This window comes from Pseudomonas tehranensis (genome assembly GCF_014268615.1).
GTDB classification, from domain to species: domain Bacteria; phylum Pseudomonadota; class Gammaproteobacteria; order Pseudomonadales; family Pseudomonadaceae; genus Aquipseudomonas; species Aquipseudomonas tehranensis.
Map to the genome: position 1 here is coordinate 1 of NZ_JABWQV010000085.1, position 19,260 is coordinate 19,260.

Here is a 19,260-nt window from a genome sequence, read left to right on the forward strand (position 1 = left end):
CGGGGGGGGGGGTTTTGTTATGTGCAGATAAAATGCCCCCGTTGCGCCCCCCCGCCCCATTGCCCGTCTACACTCGAAACATCCTCCCCAAGCCATAACGAGACCGTGATGCCCAGACTGACGGCCGTGATTTTGCTGTCATTGATGACCTGGACCGCAACGGCTGGCGCGCTGACGCTCACCGAAGAAGAGCGCCGCTGGCTCAAGGACCACCCCGACCTGCGCCTGGGTGTCGACGCCTCCTGGCCACCGTTCGAGTTTCGCGACGATCAGGGGCGATATCAGGGCCTGGCCGCCGACTACGTGGATGTTATCCGCGAGCGGCTGGCTGTCACGCTCACGCCTATCGAGCCCGTCAGTTGGACGATGGTGCTGGAGCAGGTCGCACAGGGCAAAATCGATCTTTTACCCGGCATCATGTCCACGCCCGAACGTCAGAACTACCTGGCCTTCACCCGCCCATATCTGGACTTTCCCATCGTCATCCTGGCCCATCATGGCGGTGCAGAACCTCATAATCTTGAGGATTTGTACGGGCTGAAAATCGCCGTGGTGGAAAACTATGCGCCCCACGAACTGTTGCGCAACCACCATCCAGACCTGAATCTGGTGGCGCTGCCCAATGTCAGCTCAGCCTTGCAAGCCTTGGCCACCGATAAAGTGGATGCGGTGGTGGGCGACCTGGCTTCCAGTGTCTGGAGCCTGCGCCAACTCAAGCTTGACGGGCTCTATGTCAGCGGAGAAACACCCTATCGCTATCAACTGGCCATGGGCGTCCCCCGGGAGAACAAGATACTGGTGGGCATCCTGGACAAGGTGATAGCGGACATGACCCCGGCCCAAATCAGCGAAATACAGGAGAAATGGGTCGGCAATGTCCGAGATTACCGAAGGTTCTGGTCAGACCTGCTGGTTTACGGCTTGCCTGCACTGCTCCTCTTGAGCGGCATACTCGCGGCGGTGATCCGCATCAATCGCCGCCTCAGCTCAGAGATCGCGCGACGAGTCGATCTGGAACAAGAACTGCGCAGCAGCGAATACCACTATCGCGGGCTGGTGGAGAGCCTTTCAGCAATTGCCTGGGAGGCAAGGGTCAGTGACTTCACCTACAGCTACGTGTCCCCTCACGCTGAAGAACTGCTCGGCTATCCCCTCTCCCACTGGTTGATTCCAGGGTTCTGGCGCAACATTATTCATCCCGCCGATCTGATCCGCGCCCAGACCTATTGCGACCATGAAGTGCTGGCGGGCCGCGACCATTGCATCGATTACCGCGTGATCACTGCTGACGGCCGCTGCCTGTGGGTGCGCGATATTGTCAGCCTGATCCAACACGGGCACGAACCGGTGATGCGCGGGTTGATGATCGACATCAGCGAAGCCAAACGTACCGAGGAAGCGCTGCGCCTTTCCGAGCAAAAATTCGCCTCGGTATTCCGCCAGTGTCCGGACATCCTGGTGATCGCGCGCCTGCTGGACGGTTGCCTGCTGGAGGTCAACAAGGCCTTCGAGGAGCAGATTGGCCTGGGCGCCGCGGAGGTGGTGGGCCAGACCGCGACCGAACTGAACATCTGGGGCATCCAGGATGTCGGTCCGAGCCTGCTGCAACGATTACAGGCCGGCAGCATCCGCAATCTGGAGATGTCTTTTCGCCGCAGCAATGGCCAGGTGTTCACCGGGCTGATCTCGGCCGAACCCTTTGACCTCGACACCACCCCAGCGCTGGTCGTGGTCGTCCGTGACATCAGCCAGCTCAAGGAAACCCAGCAGCAGCTGCAGACCTCCGAAGAGAAGTTCGCCAAGGCTTTTCATGCCTCGCCCGACGGCCTGCTACTGTCCCGGCAAAGCGACGGCCTGCTGATTGAGGTCAACGAAGGCTTCAGTCGCATTACCGGCTTCAACAGCGCCTTGTCGGTGGACCGCTCCACCCTGGACCTGGGCATCTGGGTCAACCTCAATGAGCGCAAACAGATGCTCGACCTATTGCAACGAGACGGTTATGTCAGGGACTTCAGGTGTCATATCCGCCGTAACGATGGACAGATACGGCTCTGCGAAGTGTCCAGCCGCCCTCTGCCCATCGGCGACGAAGACTGCATGCTGACCATCGCCCGGGACATCACCGAACGCCACCTCATGCAGGAAAAACTGCAACAGGCCGCCACCGTGTTCGAGAGCACCGCCGAAGGCGTGCTGATCACCGATACGCAACAGCACATCAGCGCGGTAAACCGCGCCTTCAGCGAAATCACCGGCTATAGCGAAACCGAAGCCTTGGGTCACACTCCGCGGCTGTTGGCTTCCGGCCTGCACGACAGCGCGTTCTATGCCGCGATGTGGCACCAGTTGACGGCCGAGGGACACTGGCAGGGGGAGATATCCAACCGGCGTAAAAACGGCGAGCTGTATCCCAGTTGGCTGACCATCAGCGCGGTGCGTAACCGGGATCGGGAAATCACCCATTTCGTTGCGGTCTTTGCCGACATTTCCAGCCTCAAGCACGCTCAGGCCCGACTCGATTACCAGGCGCACCACGACCCGCTCACCGGCCTGCCAAATCGCACATTGTTCGAAAGCCGATTATTGATGGCGCTCAACAGCCAGCAGGAAGATGGCGGTCAGGGTGCGGTGCTGTTCCTGGACCTGGACCGCTTCAAGCACATCAATGACAGCCTGGGGCACCCGGTAGGGGATCTGCTGCTCAAGGGTATCGCCGTGCGTCTGCGTGAGCAGTTGCGCGATATCGATACCGTGGCGCGCTTGGGTGGCGACGAATTCATCATCCTGCTGCCAGGCCTGCAACAACCCAGCGATGCCGAACACATTGCCCAAAAACTCTTGAATTGCTTTGCGGCACCGTTCCAGGCCGGCGAACATGAATTTTTCATCAGCGCCAGCATCGGCACCAGTCTGTACCCCCAGGATGGCTGCGACGTTGCCACGCTGGTCAAAAATGCCGATGCGGCGATGTACCGCTCCAAAGCCAAGGGTCGCAACCGGGTTGAAAGTTACACCCGCGACCTCACCGCCCAGGCCAGTGAGCGGGTGGCACTGGAGCACGAGTTGCGACGCGCCATCGAGCGCAACGAATTATCGTTGTCCTTCCAACCCAAATTCAGCCTTGCCGACAATCGCCTGGTGGGTGCCGAGGCGCTGATTCGCTGGACCCACCCCACGTTTGGCGACGTACCGCCGGAACATTTCATCCCGCTGGCTGAAGAAAACGGCATGATCCTGCAGATTGGTGACTGGGTACTGGAACGTGCCTGTCGGCAACTGTCCGAATGGAACGCCGCCTACGAAAGCCTCGGCCCGCTGTCAGTCAACCTGGCCGGAGCCCAATTGCGCCAACCCAACCTGCTGGGGCGTATCGAGCAACTGCTGCGTGAGCACCATCTCAAGCCCGGCTTATTACAACTGGAAATTACCGAAAACTTCATCATGAGCCAGGCCGAAGAAGCCCTCGCAGTGCTGCACCAGTTGAAAAAACTAGGCGTGCAACTGGCGATAGACGACTTTGGCACCGGCTACTCATCTCTGAGCTACCTCAAGCGATTGCCGCTGGACTTCCTCAAGATCGACCAGTCCTTCGTCCGTGGCCTACCCGATGACCCGCACGACGTGGCCATCGTGCGGGCAATTATCGCCCTGGGCCGCAGTATGCAATTCACCATCATCGCCGAAGGCGTCGAGACCCTGGCCCAACAACAATTTCTGGCTGAAGAAGGGTGCGAACAGATCCAGGGCTACATCGTCAGCCTGCCCCTGTGCGCCGAAGAGTTCGCCGCAACGTTTCTTCGTATGACCGTATCGGATTTTTCGGATAGCACAGCCGAGAAACCGTCGCTATAATCCGCGGCCTACTGAGGGCCTATAGCTCAGTTGGTTAGAGCAGAGGACTCATAATCCTTTGGTCCACGGTTCGAGTCCGTGTGGGCCCACCATACAAAAAGCCGCGCATTGCGCGGCTTTTGCGTTTCTGGCTGTCCATCACAGATACAGTCCTCGGGTTAAGTCATGAACATAACCGTTTGCCTACCCCTTATCGTAAGGGGAAACGGTGTCATGGCTTTCATGGGCTCGTTCATCCGGTAATTATTGATCACTACAGGTAGCCGCTATTTCACTTTTGTAAATCCTTTTGGAACCCTTCTTCCGGCACGGCCACTCAGGTGTGAGGATGTCGCCGCTCATAGCGTCCAGGTTGAGATGTGTCGGAGCGGGGAGTGATTGGCGGGTGGGCGCGTAGGCCACCGGAGTCATTTGCATTCTTCTATCTGCCGGTCACCAGAGGGTAATGCCATGGATACGATTAATGTAGGTGCAAGCCGCGCGCTCAGTCGTGGACCTGATGGGATACAGCAGGAAGCAGCGCAACAGGCCTCTCACTCGCCTAACCTCGGTTCTATTGGGTTAGCGATGAGCATGCGGCTTGAAAAACATTTCGAGGCCCACCTCGAAACGGACGCTGACTCCGGTCAACCCGCCGCCCCGGCCTCAAGCGCCCGCAACGCGGAGCTGAACGCCATTCGTGATGACCGGGCTCAACGGTTAGAGGCGGGGAGCTATAACGTCCACGACATGGAGAAGGCGGAAAAAAACGCAGCCAGAGCCGACAGACTATTTGCGTCAATAAAGTCCGGGATGGGGGGGACGCCCTTTGCGGCGCTTACCGAGGCAGGTAATTTCAAGCCGTCCATCCTTCAGGTAGCGGGCAAGCATGCCAATACCGTACGCGAAGCGGCTATAGAGAACGCTATGGCGTGCTTGTATGCCGGTATGGCGGATGCTGCCGGCAACAAGACAATTGCAGGCTTTAAGCCTGGTTATTACCTTAAACCTGATAGCAAGACACTACACCCGGCACTTCAAGCATCAGTGGCGCAAAAACTGCTGGCTTTGGACAAAGGTCCATTGCGCAATGCCTTCGACGAAGCCAATAAATGGCTTACCGGGTTTGCCGTACGTAATACGGCAATGTACGCGTCAACGCTGGCCATGACGGCTGCTGGCAAAGAGAACCTCGATGCAATCCTGCAACCCGCCCTACGACCGGTCACGGCTATCATCGTGGGCATGGCAATTGAGCATTACAACGTAAGCCGCGATCGCACGAACCATTTAGCTGACCCTGCAATGCTCTATGGCCGTCGAGATGCTGTACCGGAGGGGCAGGCTCACAAGCCTATTGATCAAGACACCGAATGGCTGGATGACTTCAAGACTTTAAAGGATCTCGATGCCACTGCCCTGGTTAAGATGGTCTCCGCACGGCTTGGTGAAGGCGCGGCTACGGCTCTGAATGCGGTCATCAGCGGCGATGCCTTGAAAGAGATAGTAGACCCGGTCAGTGTGGTAGGAAACGGTCTCCTGATTGGCGGTTTTTCTGCAATGGGCGCGGGTACAGCCGCCACAGCTAACTTGGCCAAGTCCAAGGAACTGGGAAAAATGGCGGCTACCGCAGCCTCGGAGGGTGTAAAAAACGTATTGGGCACCGTGGCGTTCGGGTTGTGGGCAGCTGGCGCCTCGCTAGGTGGGTCGTTGCCGAAAAAAGCCACCGCTGCAGTCGATGCCCATGTACCAAAAGCAGTAGAAGGGGGCGCAGATGCAGCTGGCAGGGTGGCGGTCAAGGGCGGTGAACTTGCACTCAAGACATCGCTCGCCAGCGCCAGATTTGTCAAAGAAACAGCTGTTTCAGGGGCCGACCACACCAAAAGTGCAGTTCAAGCGGCAGGGGATGGGGTCATCAGCGCCGCCAGCGCCATCGGCACCACCTCCCAATTGGCCTGGGACAAAAGCATTGGAGCTCTGAGGCAACGCGCGGTGGGCAGCTCTCAAGGCCAAGCCGTTGATGGTCAGAACATACCCATGCAGCCGCTCGCGGCTACGCAGGCCCCAGCGTCGTCCTCAGCACCCGCGCGTCCCCCAGCTCAGGATGATAGCGATATCGTGTAGCGGCCTTCTGCGTCGCTCACTGTAATCTTAGCGTTATGAGGTGGTTCCAAGGACTCGCGCACAGGCAACCATGCCGACCGGCAGCTCATCCTTTTCGATGGCGATGACCTTCTGTCGAGTAAGCGAGATTGGCCTGGGTCAGACCGTCATGGGCTGGATAGGTCTCGGGATCCCCGGGCTGCCGCTATCCTATAGCCCGCTTCTGCAAGACACATGACCGCAGTTGCCATGCACAGAACCGTCCCCTGAGGCTGATTAAGCACAACTCTCAGGGCGCCGAAACTACCGCTCTGTAGTACAGTTGCGCCCGCCAGGGCCCGGCCACTGCCAGTGATAAAGGCCGGTGCTGCCCTCGAACGACTCGACGGTGCCATATTGCGGGTTTTCGGATCGGGAACGGTCGGCGGCATCGAAACGTCCGAAGACGAGAAATCGGATGTAAAACCAGGCATAAACTGATCGCGGGACGCTCAAGAGGGCGGCTCCGCCGATAATAAGAAATATAGGAGAAACAGATGGAATTCCTGCAAACGCTGTTCGGGTATGTCGACAGCCTCACGTGGGGGTGGTCGCTCATACCCATTCTCGTGGTCTTCGGCGTGTTCATCACGATTATGTCGGGTTTCGTCCAGTTCGAATTCTTCGGCCGGATGTTCCGCGTGCTCTCAGGTAAGAACCAGAATAGCGACCCCAACAACCTCAGTGCGCGACAGGCGCTGCTGGTATCTGTGGGCGGTCGTGTGGGCGGCGGAAACATTGCCGGTGTAGCCGTCGCGATTACGCTCGGTGGGCCCGGCGCGGTTTTCTGGATGTGGTGTATCGCGCTCGTCGGCATGGCGACCAGTCTCGTCGAATGTACGCTTGCCCAGGTTTATAAGCGCACTGACGGGGAGCACTCCTTCCGTGGCGGCCCAGCCGACTACATCCGGCACGGCCTCGGTTCGAACTACAACTGGCTTGCGATCGTTTATGCAGTCTGCCTGCTGGCGGCCTTCGGCCTTGGCTTCAACGCCTTTCAAGGCAACACTGTGGCCGGCGCGATGCAGGATTCGTTCGGGATCAGCCGCTTTGTGACCGGAGCGCTCCTGGTGCTTGTCACCGGGTTTGTGATCTTTGGTGGAATCAAGCGCATTGCCAAGGCGGCCGATGTCGTGGTTCCCGTCATGGCGTTGGGTTACCTGGCGCTTGCCCTGATCGTCATCGTGATGAACATCGGTGAAATTCCGGCGCTCTTCGTACGCATCGTCTCCAGTGCCTTCGGCTATGAAGAAGCCATTGCCGGCGGCATGGGAGCGGCGATTGCACAAGGCTTGCGCCGCGGCCTGTTCTCAAACGAGGCGGGGCTTGGTTCCGCACCGAACGTCGCAGCGACTGCGCTGGTACATCACCCGGTCAGCCAGGGCATCACCCAATCGTTCTCAGTCTTCATCGACACGATCGTGATTTGCTCGTGCACGGCTTTCATCATCCTGCTGGGTGACGTCTATGTTGCCGGTGCCACAGGTATTGACGGTGTCGTGCTGACACAGCAGTCACTGGCCAACCATTTTGGTGAGTGGTCGCGCTACGCGTTGAGCCTGGCGATCCTGCTCTTCGCTTTCTCGTCCATCATTTACAACGTGTATCTGGGTGAGAACGCACTTGCGGCAATCACCAAATCGAAACCAGCCCTGCTGGTGCTGCGCGTGTTTATTCTGGGCTTGATTTTCCTCGGCGCCGCGGCCCCGAACGCCACCTCGGTGTTCTTCTTCTCAGACCCGATGATGGGCATTCTGGCACTTGTGAACCTGATTGCGATTCTGATGCTGTTCCCTACTGCAATACGGGTGATCAACGACTTCCGCGCGCAGTTGAAAGCCGGTGTGGCAAGGCCGGTATTTGATCCGGCAAAATTCCCCGATCTCGATCTCGACCGCAAGGCATGGGATATCAATCGCTGGAAATGACCCTGGCCCGGTCGCAGCCTGGATTGGGCTGCGGCCACATCTGAAACGAGTTGATACCCGCATCGTCAACTCTGCGGATACTGTCGCCATGACCAACATCATGGCGGCAGGCATTTCCCGACCGCATCCCAATGGATTAGGTGGCAAAGGCATGCGAGCCTGTAACATGCCAGCCACCGATATCCACGCCGGAGCCCACCTTGTCTGACGCCCGCCCTCCCGTCCTCGACGAAATCGACCGCCAACTGATTGCCGCCCTGCAAATCAATGCCCGGGAAAGCGTCGCCATGCTCGCCCGACAATTGGGCATCGCCCGCACTACCGTGACGTCGCGGCTGGCGCGGCTGGAAAAAACCAGGGTCATTACCGGATACGGCGTGCGTCTGGGGCAGCGGGTGATTGACGGCGGGTTGCAGGCTTATGTCGGCATCAAGGTTCAACCGCGCTCCGGCAAGGACGTGCTGCGGCGCTTGAGTGCGATGGCCCAGGTCCAGCAACTGTGTGCGGTCAGTGGCGAATTCGACTATGTGGCCTGGCTGCGCACGGATTCACCGGAGCAGCTGGATCAGTTACTGGATCAGATTGGCAGTGTGGATGGGGTGGAGAAAACCACCACTTCGATCATCCTCAGCAGCAAGATCGATCGGGGACAGCCAGTCTAGCGCGTGCGACTTAATATGCACGCGGTGCCGTCGGGCCGGCTACGTCTCCATGACCGGCATGCCGCTATCGCGTGACGGTTCGCTCCCCCCGAGCTGCGTTTCGTCATTAAGATCAATAAACACATCAGAATGACTATAAATCATCCAAATCGACGACACATTGCGTCTTATTAACGTGTTTCACCCTCTCTAGAATGGCTGGCATCTTTCCTATACTCAGACGCGCAAGCCGCGTCGAGTCGCCCAATCAAGGTCAGCCATGAACAAGAACAATCGCCACCCAGCAGACGGCAAGAAGCCCATCACCATTTTCGGGCCGGACTTTCCTTTCGCTTTTGACGACTGGATCGAGCATCCCGCCGGCCTGGGCAGTATTCCCGCCCACAACCACGGGGCAGAAGTCGCGATTGTCGGCGCCGGGATCGCCGGCCTGGTGGCGGCCTACGAGTTGATGAAGCTGGGCCTCAAGCCGGTGGTCTACGAAGCGTCGAAAATGGGTGGGCGCCTGCGCTCACAAGCGTTCAACGGCGCCGAGGGTGTCATTGCCGAGCTGGGGGGCATGCGGTTTCCGGTGTCGTCCACGGCGTTCTATCACTACGTCGACAAACTGGGCCTGGAGACCAAACCGTTTCCCAACCCTTTGACCCCGGCCTCGGGCAGCACGGTCATCGATCTGGAAGGCCAGACCTACTACGCACAAAAGTTGGCAGACCTGCCGGCATTGTTCCAGGAAGTGGCCGACGCCTGGGCGGATGCGCTGGAGGACGGTTCGCGCTTCGGCGATATCCAGCAGGCGATTCGCGACCGCGACGTGCCACGCCTCAAGGAACTGTGGAACACCCTGGTCCCCTTGTGGGACGACCGCACTTTCTACGACTTCGTCGCCACCTCCAAGGCGTTTGCCAAACTCTCGTTCCAGCACCGTGAAGTATTCGGCCAGGTTGGTTTCGGCACCGGCGGCTGGGATTCGGACTTTCCCAATTCGATGCTGGAAATCTTCCGCGTGGTGATGACCAATTGCGACGATCATCAGCACCTGGTGGTTGGCGGTGTCGAGCAGGTGCCCCATGGCATCTGGAAACATGTGCCGGAGCGCTGCGCGCATTGGCCAGAAGGCACCAGCCTCAACTCGTTGCACCTGGGCGCCCCGCGCAGCGGTGTCAAGCGCATCGCGCGCGCCGACGATGGCCGGTTCAGCGTGACCGACGTGTGGGACAACACCCGCGAATATGCTGCGGTGCTGGTCACCTGCCAAAGCTGGCTGCTGACCACTCAGATCGAATGCGAAGAGGCGCTGTTCTCACAAAAAATGTGGATGGCCCTGGACCGCACCCGCTACATGCAATCGTCGAAGACTTTCGTGATGGTCGACCGACCGTTCTGGAAGGACAAGGATCCGGAAACCGGCCGCGACCTGATGAGCATGACCCTCACCGATCGCCTCACCCGTGGCACCTATCTGTTCGACAATGGCGATGACAAGCCAGGGGTCATTTGCCTGTCGTACTCGTGGATGAGCGATGCGCTGAAAATGCTCCCCCATCCGGTGGAAAAGCGCGTGAAGCTGGCGCTCGATGCCTTGAAGAAGATTTATCCCAAGGTGGACATCGCCGCACGGATCATCGGCGATCCGATCACCGTGTCCTGGGAAGCCGACCCGCATTTCCTCGGCGCATTCAAAGGTGCCCTGCCCGGCCACTATCGCTACAACCAGCGCATGTACGCACATTTCATGCAGGACGACATGCCGGCCGAACAGCGAGGGATCTTTATCGCCGGCGATGACGTCTCATGGACACCGGCCTGGGTTGAGGGCGCGGTACAAACCTCACTCAATGCCGTGTGGGGAATCATGAAGCACTTCGGCGGTGAAACTCACCCCGAGAACCCGGGGCCAGGTGACGTGTTCGACGAAATCGGTCCGATCGCCCTGCCCGAATAAAAGGAGTTTTTGATGCGTGTAGCCCTTTACCAATGCTCACCGCTGCCGCTAGACCCGGCCGCCAACCTGCAACGCCTGCATCAGGTGGCGCTGGAGGCCAGGGGCGCCGATGTGTTGGTGTTACCGGAAATGTTCCTGACCGGCTACAACATTGGTGTCGACGCGGTGAATGTATTGGCCGAGGTCTACAACGGCGAATGGGCGCAGCAGATCGCTCGCATCGCCAAGGCGGCCGGTCTGGCGATCGCCTATGGCTACCCGGAACGTAGCGAAGATGGGCAGATTTACAACGCGGTGCAACTGATCGACGCCCACGGCGAACGCCTGGCAAATTATCGAAAAAGTCACCTGTTTGGCGATCTGGACCACGCGATGTTCAGCGCTGGCGATAGCGAACTGCCCATCGTCGAGCTTAACGGCTGGAAGCTCGGCTTTCTGATCTGTTATGACCTGGAGTTTCCGGAAAACGCCCGGCGCCTGGCCCTGGCCGGCGCCGAACTGATCCTGGTGCCCACCGCCAACATGCAGCCCTACGAGTTCATCGCCGATGTCACCGTGCGCGCCCGGGCCATCGAGAACCAGTGTTTTGTGGCTTACGCCAACTATTGCGGTCATGAAGGTGAATTGCAGTACTGCGGCCAAAGCAGCATCGCCGCCCCGGATGGCAGCCGCCCTGCCCTTGCCGGGCTGGACGAGGCCTTGATCGTAGGTGACCTGGATCGGCAACTGATGGAGGATTGCCGTGCGGCCTACAACTACCTGCATGACCGCCGCCCTGAGCTTTACGACAACTTGAACAAACACTGATTGAGAACGCCCCCTAATCCGCTAGCATGAGCGCTTCTCTGTTCTGGAAACGCTCATGTCGGCCGTCGATTCCTTTCGCCCCCACACTGAAACCCTGGCCAACGGCTTGCGAGTGACATTGCGCCATGTCCCCGGCCTCAAGCGCAGCGCTGCGGTGTTGCGGGTGGCGGTCGGCAGCCATGATGCGCCGCTCGCCTGGCCGGGACTGGCGCACTTGCTCGAACATCTTTTCTTCCTCGGCACTGAGCGGTTTCCCACAGAGCAGAACCTGATGGCCTACGTGCAACGGCATGGTGGCCAGGTCAATGCCCGCACCAGCGAACGCACCACCGATTTCTTCTTCGAATTACCGCCGGCGGCCTTTGCCGGCGGTCTGGAACGACTGGGGGACATGCTCTCCCATCCGCGCCTGGATGAAGCCGACCAATTGCGCGAACGGGAAGTGCTGCACGCGGAATTCATCGCCTGGTCCCAGGACCCCACGGCCCAGCGACAAGTGGCCCTGCACGAAGGACTGTCCGCAGCTCATCCACTGCGGGGTTTCCATGCGGGCAATCGCGACAGTCTTGCGGTGCAGCAGGCCGAATTCCAAAGGGCACTGCAGGACTTTTATCGAAGGTTCTACCAGAGCGGCCAAATGACGCTGAGTCTGGCGGGCCCGCAAAGCATCGAAGCCTTGAACGCATTGGCCGAGCAGTTCAGCGGCGATGTGCCTGCGGGTGAAGCGGTCACCCGGCAGCCAGCGCCGGAGCTGATGGCATCGCACCAGGCCAGCTATCAACAGGTCAGCGCAGGACGACTCGACCTGCTGTGCGCCTTCGAAGGTTTACCGGTCGCCTCGCCGCAAGCCATGGATTTTCTCTGTACCTGGCTGAACAACAGTAAACCGGGCGGCCTGCTCGCCACCTTGCGTCAGCGCGGTCTGGCTGACAGCCTCAAGGCTTCGACGCTGTACGAGTTTGCCGAGCAAGCGCTGTTGCACATCGAGTTCAAACTCGACAACGACCAAACGCCGAACGACATTCGGCCATTGCTGCACGATTGGTTGGGTTTTTTCGCTGTCCAGGACGACTGGGCGCCCCTGCGCAATGAGTTCACCGCACGGCTGCAACGTTGCCAGGAGACGGCGACGGCCTTGCAACTGGCCCGTTGGGACAATGAAGATCGCGATGTTCGACTGTCGGAAAACGATCTGTCACGGCTCAGGGAAATCCTCAAGCAATTGCACCCGTCGGAGAGCGTCATCGGGCAATGGCAACTGCCCGCGCCCAACCCGTTCCTGCAAATGGCCAGCGAAGCCCCCCGTACCGGGTTGATACGCGGCCAGACCAGCGCCCATCGCGGTCTGCGCACCTTCGCCCAGGACCGCTCCCGCGGCCGACGGGAACGCTCCCCCATGCAGTTCAGCCAAGGGCTGGCGGACAACACCCCGCAAGGCGCGGTGTATCTGCGCTGGCGACTGACGACGCTGCCCCCGCTCGACCTCTCGACCAAACTTGATCGGCATCTGCAGGATCTGCGTGAAGATGCGCGTCAGGCCGGCGTGGAAGTCACCTTTGAGTCCTGCGCCAACCAGTGGCTGCTGAAGCTGGTTGGCTTGCAGGCACCGATGCCCTTGGTGCTTGAGCACATTCTGACGAAGCTGGAACAACCGCTGCCGCCGACGCCAGCGAGGAACGAAACGCCGCTGATGCCGATTCGGCACCTGTTGAAGGAGCTACCGAATCATTGCCAGCAAAACGCCCAATCATCAGCCTTGGCGCTGACCGAGAGCGCCCCTAACGTGTGGACGACGGCGCAGTGGGACGGATTGGCCATGGGCCTGTCGGCCGCCACTCAGGGAGCAATCGGCCCGGCGCTGGCCCGGGTGCCCGGCATTGCCGCCCAGCAAGCCCAACCGACCTCCCCTTGCGGGCAGCCGATCTGGCACACCCTTCAGACCCACGGCGACGAACAGGCCGTGTTGTTGTTTTGTCCCACGCCTACCCGAACCCTGCCCGACGAAGCCGCATGGCGGTTGCTGGCACAGCTGTGTCAAACACCGTTTTACCAGCGCCTGCGGGTCGAGTTGCAGTTGGGTTATGCGGTGTTCAGCGGTGTGAAGCAGATCGATGGGCAAACCGCTTTGTTGTTTGGTGTCCAATCACCCAACACCTCGGCGGCCCAGTTGATCGCCCATATCGACCAGTTCCTGAGCGGCCTGCCGGACCTGCTCCGGCAGCTCGACGATTCGACGCTAGCCAGTCAGCAGCAGGCCCTCGCCGCCCAGTTCCAGAGCGCCGCCCTGTCCTGCGCCCAAGCGGCGGAACTGCTCTGGCAGGGCAAACTCGCTGGCCACCCGTCGGATTATCTTGAGCAATTGTCCGATGCCATCATGCGTGTGGATCGAGAACAGCTGATGGACGCCGTGCGGCATCTGCTTAGCGCCGAAAGTGCACGCTACTGCCTGACCAATGGAGCCTGCCCTGGAGAGCCCTGGAACGCGGAGCCGTGATCATTACCGTCTGTGCAATGAGCTTTCTCGGAGAATTGCGGCCAACGGATATGTCAGATTTAGTAACATAGCCGCCTAAGCATCTGAACATCTCCCTTCGGAGGTGGACTATATGTATAGGTCTCAACCGACCCATCCTGATGACAACATCCCACCTAAAGGAGTATTTCCATGTCTTGGTCCAAACCCGCATATATCGACCTGCGTATCGGTTTCGAAGTCACCATGTACTTCGCCAGCCGTTGATTGCTGCAGGCGGTTGAACGCGCAGCACAACGCCTCGGTCAGCCGGGGCGTTTTTTATTTCGGTTTGCAGATGGAGCGGCCATGTTTGTCCAGATTCTAGGTTCCGCCGCCGGCGGCGGTTTCCCTCAGTGGAATTGCAACTGCGCCAATTGCGCAGGTTTTCGCAACGGCAGCCTGCGAGCCCAGGCACGCACCCAGTCGTCCATCGCGATTTCCGATGATGGCGTGAACTGGGTGCTGTGCAATGCCTCCCCGGACATTCGCGCCCAGCTCCAAGGGTTCGCCCCGATGCAACCGGGTCGGGCACTGCGGGACACCGGTATCGGCGCCATCATTCTGATGGACAGCCAGATCGACCACACCACCGGCCTGCTCAGCCTGCGCGAAGGCTGCCCGCATCAAGTCTGGTGCACCGACATGGTTCATGAAGACCTGAGCACGGGTTTTCCGCTGTTCAACATGCTGACCCACTGGAACGGCGGGCTGAGCTGGAACCGCATCGAACTCGACCAGCCGTTCACCATCCCGGCCTGTCCGAACCTACGCTTCACCCCACTGCCGCTGCGCAGCGCCGCGCCGCCCTATTCACCGCATCGCTTCGACCCGCATCCGGGCGACAACATCGGCCTGATCGTCGAAGACCTGCGCACCGGCGGCAAACTGTTCTACGCCCCGGGCATGGGCAAGGTCGACGGGCCGTTGCTGGAGATCATGGCCGCCAGCGATTGTCTGTTGGTGGACGGCACGATGTGGGACGACGATGAAATGCAGCGTCGGGGCGTCGGCACCCGCACCGGTCGGGAAATGGGCCACCTGGCACAGAACGGGGCTGGCGGGATGATCGAAGTGCTGGAGCAACTGCCCAATCAGCGCAAGGTCCTTATTCATATCAACAATACCAACCCGATTCTCGACGAAGACTCGCCCGAGCGAGCTGAGCTTGTACGTCGAAAGATCGAAGTGGCTTACGACGGAATGAGTATTGAGTTGTAGGACGGGCGCGACGATTGTGGGAGTGGGTGTGCCCTGTTTCAGCCAATCGCTGCTGGCTGATGAGACGCCATCGCGAGCAGGCTCGCTCCCACAGTAGCTTGAGTCGTACCGGATATTTCATGCGTTACAGATCGAGTGTGGGAGCGAGCCTGCTCGCGATGGGGCCAACCCTGACGCCACAGAATCCACGGGAATTGCCCGGAGACCGAAATGACTGACACCCCCCTGTCCCCCGCCGAGTTCGAAGCGGCCCTGCGTGCCAAGGGCGCGTATTACCACATTCATCACCCGTATCACGTGGCGATGTATGAAGGCCGCGCCACTCGCGAGCAGATCCAGGGCTGGGTCGCGAACCGTTTTTACTACCAGGTGAACATCCCGCTCAAGGATGCCGCGATCCTGGCTAACTGCCCGGACCGGGAGATCCGCCGCGAGTGGATCCAGCGTCTGCTCGACCATGACGGCGCGCCCGGCGAAGACGGCGGCATCGAAGCCTGGTTGCGGCTGGGTCAGGCGGTTGGCCTGGATCCCGATCAACTACGCTCCCAGGAACTGGTGCTGCCAGGCGTGCGCTTCGCGGTGGATGCCTACGTCAACTTCGCCCGCCGCGCCTCTTGGCAGGAAGCCGCCAGCAGCTCCCTGACCGAAATGTTCGCACCGCAGATCCATCAGTCGCGCCTGGACAGCTGGCCGCAGCATTACCCCTGGATCGACCCCGCCGGCTACGAATACTTCCGCACCCGCCTGGGCCAGGCCCGGCGAGACGTGGAGCATGGCCTGGCGATTACCTTGCAGCATTACACCACCCGCGAAGGCCAGGAGCGCATGCTGGAGATTCTCCAGTTCAAACTGGACATCCTCTGGAGCATGCTCGATGCCATGAGCATGGCCTACGAATTGAACCGCCCGCCCTATCACAGCGTGACCGGGCAACGGGTGTGGCACAAAGGAATTACCTTATGAGTTTCGACCGCAGCAAGACCCCACGCTGGCGCCCCGGCTATCGTTTCCAGTACGAGCCGGCACAGAAGGGCCACGTGCTGCTCTATCCTGAAGGCATGATCAAGCTCAACGACAGCGCTTCGCTGATTGGCGGCCTGATCGACGGTGAACGGGATGTGGCCGCCATCATTGGCGAGTTGGCCAAACAGTTCCCCGACGTGCCGGAACTCGGTGACGACATCGAGCAATTCATGGAGGTCGCCCGTGCAGAGCATTGGATCGAACTTGCCTGAAGTCCCTGGCTTGCCACCCAAGCCAGAAGTCGGCCTGCCGCTGTGGCTGCTGGCCGAGCTGACCTACCGCTGCCCGTTGCAATGCCCGTACTGCTCCAATCCGCTGGACTTCGCCGAGCAGGGCAAGGAGCTGAGTACCGAGCAGTGGTTCAAGGTGTTTCGCGAGGCTCGTGAGATGGGCGCCGCTCAATTGGGCTTTTCCGGCGGCGAGCCGCTGGTGCGCCAGGACCTGGCCGAACTGATCGCCGAGGCGCGCAGGCTGGGTTTCTACACCAACCTGATCACCTCCGGCATCGGCTTGACCGAGCAGAAAATCAGCGATTTCAAAAAGGCCGGCCTCGACCACATCCAGATCAGTTTCCAGGCCAGCGACGAACAGGTGAACAACCTGCTGGCCGGTTCAAAGAAAGCCTTCGCGCAAAAACTGGAAATGGCCCGGGCGGTCAAGGCCCACGGCTATCCGATGGTGCTGAACTTCGTCACCCATCGGCACAACATCGACAAGATCGACCGCATTATCGAGCTGTGCATCGCTCTGGAAGCCGACTTCGTCGAGCTCGCCACCTGCCAGTTCTACGGCTGGGCGCAGCTCAACCGCGTCGGCCTGTTGCCAACCCGGGAGCAACTGGTGCGCGCCGAGCGTGTCACCAACGAGTATCGCGCCAAGCTGGAAGCGCAAGGCAATCCGTGCAAGCTGATCTTTGTCACCCCGGACTATTACGAAGAACGCCCCAAGGGCTGCATGAACGGCTGGGGCAGCATTTTCCTGACCGTCACCCCGGACGGCACCGCACTACCCTGCCACGGCGCCCGCCAACTGCCGGTGCAATTTCCCAACGTGCGCGACCACAGCATGCAGCACATCTGGTACGACTCGTTCGGCTTCAATCGTTTCCGCGGCTATGACTGGATGCCCGAGCCGTGCCGCTCGTGTGATGAAAAAGAAAAGGACTTCGGCGGCTGTCGCTGCCAGGCGTTCATGCTCACGGGCGACGCGAGCAATGCCGACCCGGTGTGCAGCAAATCCGCACATCACGGTGTGATTCTTCAGGCTCGGGAAGATGCCGAGCATGCCACGCAAACCATTGAGCAACTGGCCTTTCGCAATGAACGAAACTCACGCCTCATCGTTAAAGGCTGATTCTTTCAGCGCCACCCAGGCCGTTGCGGCAGGTATCGACTTCGCTGAGCTGCAGGCCGGGCCCCTTGGACTGTTCTGGAATGAATACCGCCCCGAAGACGGTGCCTGCCGGATCTGGCACTGGCAGGAGGCCAAGGCCCGATGCCTGACCCCGGACGGGTTCAGTGCGCGTAGCCGGGTTTATGAATACGGCGGCGGATCGTTCTGCCTGAGCGACGACGGCGTGCTGTTCGTCAATGAAGCCGACCAACAGGTGTACTACCAATCGCTGGCCGGCGAACAGCCCGTGGCGCTGACCTCAGGTGAGTGTCGATATGGCGATCTTCACTTCGCTTGCGGCCAGGTGCTGGCGGTGGAGGAGCAGGCCAATCAGCATCGCCTGGTCGCGATTGGCCTGGCAGGTCATCAGCGCCATCTGCTGGCCGAAGGTGCGGACTTCTACGCTGCGCCGACCTTGAGTCCGGATGGTCGACGGCTGGCCTGGATTGAGTGGAGCCGCCCCCATCAACCGTGGACATCAACCAGACTGATGCTGGCCGAGCGCAACGCGGGTGCCTGGGGCGAACCGCGTTGCGTAGCGGGCAGCGCTAACGAGGAGTCCATTCAGCAACCGCGTTTTGATGATTGCAGTCGCCTCTATTGCCTGAATGATCGTGACGGTTATTGGCAACCCTGGATTGAATCCGCCGACGGCCTGGAGCCGCTGCCCGCCGCCGAAGCCGATCACGCCCCTGCGCCCTGGCAACTGGGCGGCTGTACGTGGCTGCCGCTGGGCGAACGAGATTACCTGGCGAGCTGGACCGAGGCGGGGTTCGGACGACTGGGCCTCTGCCGCAGCGACGGCGTATACGAGGATTTCACCGGCCCCTATTCGCGTTTCCGCAGCCTGGCACTCGATGAGCGGTTCATTTATGCCATCGCCGCTTCGCCAGTCAGCCCGTCCGCGGTGATTGCCATTGACCGGCAAAACCATGCAATGGTGACGCTTGCCGGTGGCGTCGCACCGCTGCCCGCCGAACACATCAGTCGCCCCCGAACCCTGCGCTATCCCTCAGCTTCCAACCAAGCCCACGGGTTCTTTTACCCGGCCATGAACGCCGAAGAAAAGCCGCCGCTGGTGGTGTTCATCCATGGCGGACCGACCTCGGCGTGTTATCCCATCTTTGATCCGCGCATCCAGTACTGGACCCAGCGCGGCTTTGCCGTCGCCGACCTCAATTATCGCGGCAGCAGCGGTTATGGCCGGGCCTATCGACAGGCGCTGTATTTGAACTGGGGCGTGGTGGATGTCGAGGATGCCTGCGCGGTAGTCACCTACCTGGAGGAGCAAGGCCTGATCAATGGCCGTTGCGCGTTCATTCGTGGCGGCAGTGCCGGTGGCTATACCACTCTTTGCGCCTTGGCGTTCCATGACGTGTTCCGTGCCGGCGCCAGCCTCTATGGCGTCAGCGACCCCGTTGCCCTTAGCCGCGCCACGCACAAATTCGAAGGCGATTATCTGGATTGGCTGATCGGCGACCCGCAACAAGACGCCGCACGCTACCGGGACCGCACGCCACTGTTGCACGCTGATCAGATCCGCGCCCCAGTGATATTTTTCCAGGGTGAACTGGATGCCGTGGTCGTGCCACAGCAGACACGCGATATGGTCGAGGCACTGGAGGACAACGGTATCGCGGTAGAAGCGCATTACTACGCCGATGAGCGCCATGGCTTTCGTAAGGCGATCAACCAGGCTCATGCGCTGGAGCATGAATGGTTGTTCTATCGCAGGGTGATGGATGGGCCCCTATAGGGCAAATGCAAAACCAAATGTGGGAGCGAGCCTGCTCGCGATAG

Annotated in this window: 13 protein-coding genes and 1 tRNA gene; all 14 read left to right on the plus strand. The window is 60.1% G+C overall.

The window, feature by feature from the left end; genetic code table 11:
* The first annotated feature begins 108 nt into the window (after nt 1–108).
* The 14 genes from HU811_RS14380 to HU811_RS14445 all read left to right on the plus strand — a co-directional run bounded on the left by HU811_RS14380 (nt 109) and on the right by HU811_RS14445 (nt 19,216).
* A complete protein-coding gene (locus HU811_RS14380) occupies nt 109–3,852 on the plus strand; it encodes a bifunctional diguanylate cyclase/phosphodiesterase (protein ID WP_186656566.1) in 3,744 nt (1,247 codons plus the stop codon).
* A 15-nt stretch (nt 3,853–3,867) separates the two neighbouring features.
* Nucleotides 3,868–3,944, plus strand: a tRNA-Ile gene (locus HU811_RS14385).
* 358 nt (nt 3,945–4,302) lie between these two features.
* A complete protein-coding gene (locus HU811_RS14390) occupies nt 4,303–5,955 on the plus strand; it encodes a RopAA-2 (protein ID WP_186656568.1) in 1,653 nt (550 codons plus the stop codon).
* A 515-nt stretch (nt 5,956–6,470) separates the two neighbouring features.
* Nucleotides 6,471–7,901 carry an alanine/glycine:cation symporter family protein gene (locus HU811_RS14395; protein ID WP_092400879.1) on the plus strand — a complete coding sequence of 477 codons (1,431 nt, stop codon included), beginning with the start codon at nt 6,471–6,473 and terminating at the stop codon, nt 7,899–7,901.
* Nucleotides 7,902–8,101: 200 nt separating this feature from the next.
* Complete coding sequence (locus HU811_RS14400) at nt 8,102–8,563, plus strand: Lrp/AsnC family transcriptional regulator (RefSeq protein WP_092400876.1); 462 nt, start codon at nt 8,102–8,104, stop codon at nt 8,561–8,563.
* A 259-nt stretch (nt 8,564–8,822) separates the two neighbouring features.
* Nucleotides 8,823–10,505, plus strand: coding sequence for a flavin monoamine oxidase family protein (locus tag HU811_RS14405; RefSeq protein WP_076383427.1), 1,683 nt, complete (start codon nt 8,823–8,825; stop codon nt 10,503–10,505).
* 12 nt (nt 10,506–10,517) lie between these two features.
* Nucleotides 10,518–11,312, plus strand: coding sequence for a carbon-nitrogen hydrolase family protein (locus HU811_RS14410; RefSeq protein ID WP_186656570.1), 795 nt, complete (start codon nt 10,518–10,520; stop codon nt 11,310–11,312).
* 55 nt (nt 11,313–11,367) lie between these two features.
* Nucleotides 11,368–13,806, plus strand: coding sequence for a pyrroloquinoline quinone biosynthesis protein PqqF (gene pqqF, locus HU811_RS14415; RefSeq protein ID WP_186656573.1), 2,439 nt, complete (start codon nt 11,368–11,370; stop codon nt 13,804–13,806).
* A gap of 171 nt (nt 13,807–13,977) precedes the next feature.
* A complete protein-coding gene (gene pqqA, locus HU811_RS14420; RefSeq protein ID WP_003177660.1) occupies nt 13,978–14,052 on the plus strand; it encodes a pyrroloquinoline quinone precursor peptide PqqA in 75 nt (24 codons plus the stop codon).
* A gap of 81 nt (nt 14,053–14,133) precedes the next feature.
* Nucleotides 14,134–15,045, plus strand: coding sequence for a pyrroloquinoline quinone biosynthesis protein PqqB (gene pqqB / locus HU811_RS14425; RefSeq protein WP_186656576.1), 912 nt, complete (start codon nt 14,134–14,136; stop codon nt 15,043–15,045).
* A gap of 210 nt (nt 15,046–15,255) precedes the next feature.
* Nucleotides 15,256–16,008, plus strand: coding sequence for a pyrroloquinoline-quinone synthase PqqC (pqqC, locus tag HU811_RS14430; RefSeq protein ID WP_047228105.1), 753 nt, complete (start codon nt 15,256–15,258; stop codon nt 16,006–16,008).
* Nucleotides 16,005–16,280: a pyrroloquinoline quinone biosynthesis peptide chaperone PqqD gene (gene pqqD / locus HU811_RS14435; protein ID WP_092455668.1), complete on the plus strand. Its 276-nt coding sequence runs from the start codon at nt 16,005–16,007 to the stop codon at nt 16,278–16,280. The genes pqqC and pqqD overlap by 4 nt, the downstream gene beginning before the upstream one ends.
* Nucleotides 16,252–17,421: a pyrroloquinoline quinone biosynthesis protein PqqE gene (gene pqqE / locus HU811_RS14440; protein ID WP_186656578.1), complete on the plus strand. Its 1,170-nt coding sequence runs from the start codon at nt 16,252–16,254 to the stop codon at nt 17,419–17,421. The genes pqqD and pqqE overlap by 29 nt, the downstream gene beginning before the upstream one ends.
* Nucleotides 17,387–19,216 carry a S9 family peptidase gene (locus tag HU811_RS14445; protein ID WP_186656581.1) on the plus strand — a complete coding sequence of 610 codons (1,830 nt, stop codon included), beginning with the start codon at nt 17,387–17,389 and terminating at the stop codon, nt 19,214–19,216. The genes pqqE and HU811_RS14445 overlap by 35 nt, the downstream gene beginning before the upstream one ends.
* The last annotated feature ends 44 nt before the right edge of the window (nt 19,217–19,260 follow it).

Excerpts from the sequence above, each read along its gene's own strand:
- HU811_RS14380 (WP_186656566.1), top strand. The coding sequence starts at position 109 with ATGCCCAGACTGACGGCCGTGATTTTGCTGTCATTGATGACCTGGACC.
- HU811_RS14390 (WP_186656568.1), top strand. The coding sequence starts at position 4,303 with ATGGATACGATTAATGTAGGTGCAAGCCGCGCGCTCAGTCGTGGACCT.
- HU811_RS14395 (WP_092400879.1), top strand. The coding sequence starts at position 6,471 with ATGGAATTCCTGCAAACGCTGTTCGGGTATGTCGACAGCCTCACGTGG.
- HU811_RS14405 (WP_076383427.1), top strand. The coding sequence starts at position 8,823 with ATGAACAAGAACAATCGCCACCCAGCAGACGGCAAGAAGCCCATCACC.
- HU811_RS14410 (WP_186656570.1), top strand. The coding sequence starts at position 10,518 with ATGCGTGTAGCCCTTTACCAATGCTCACCGCTGCCGCTAGACCCGGCC.
- pqqF (WP_186656573.1), top strand. The coding sequence starts at position 11,368 with ATGTCGGCCGTCGATTCCTTTCGCCCCCACACTGAAACCCTGGCCAAC.
- pqqB (WP_186656576.1), top strand. The coding sequence starts at position 14,134 with ATGTTTGTCCAGATTCTAGGTTCCGCCGCCGGCGGCGGTTTCCCTCAG.
- pqqC (WP_047228105.1), top strand. The coding sequence starts at position 15,256 with ATGACTGACACCCCCCTGTCCCCCGCCGAGTTCGAAGCGGCCCTGCGT.
- pqqD (WP_092455668.1), top strand. The coding sequence starts at position 16,005 with ATGAGTTTCGACCGCAGCAAGACCCCACGCTGGCGCCCCGGCTATCGT.
- HU811_RS14445 (WP_186656581.1), top strand. The coding sequence starts at position 17,387 with ATGAACGAAACTCACGCCTCATCGTTAAAGGCTGATTCTTTCAGCGCC.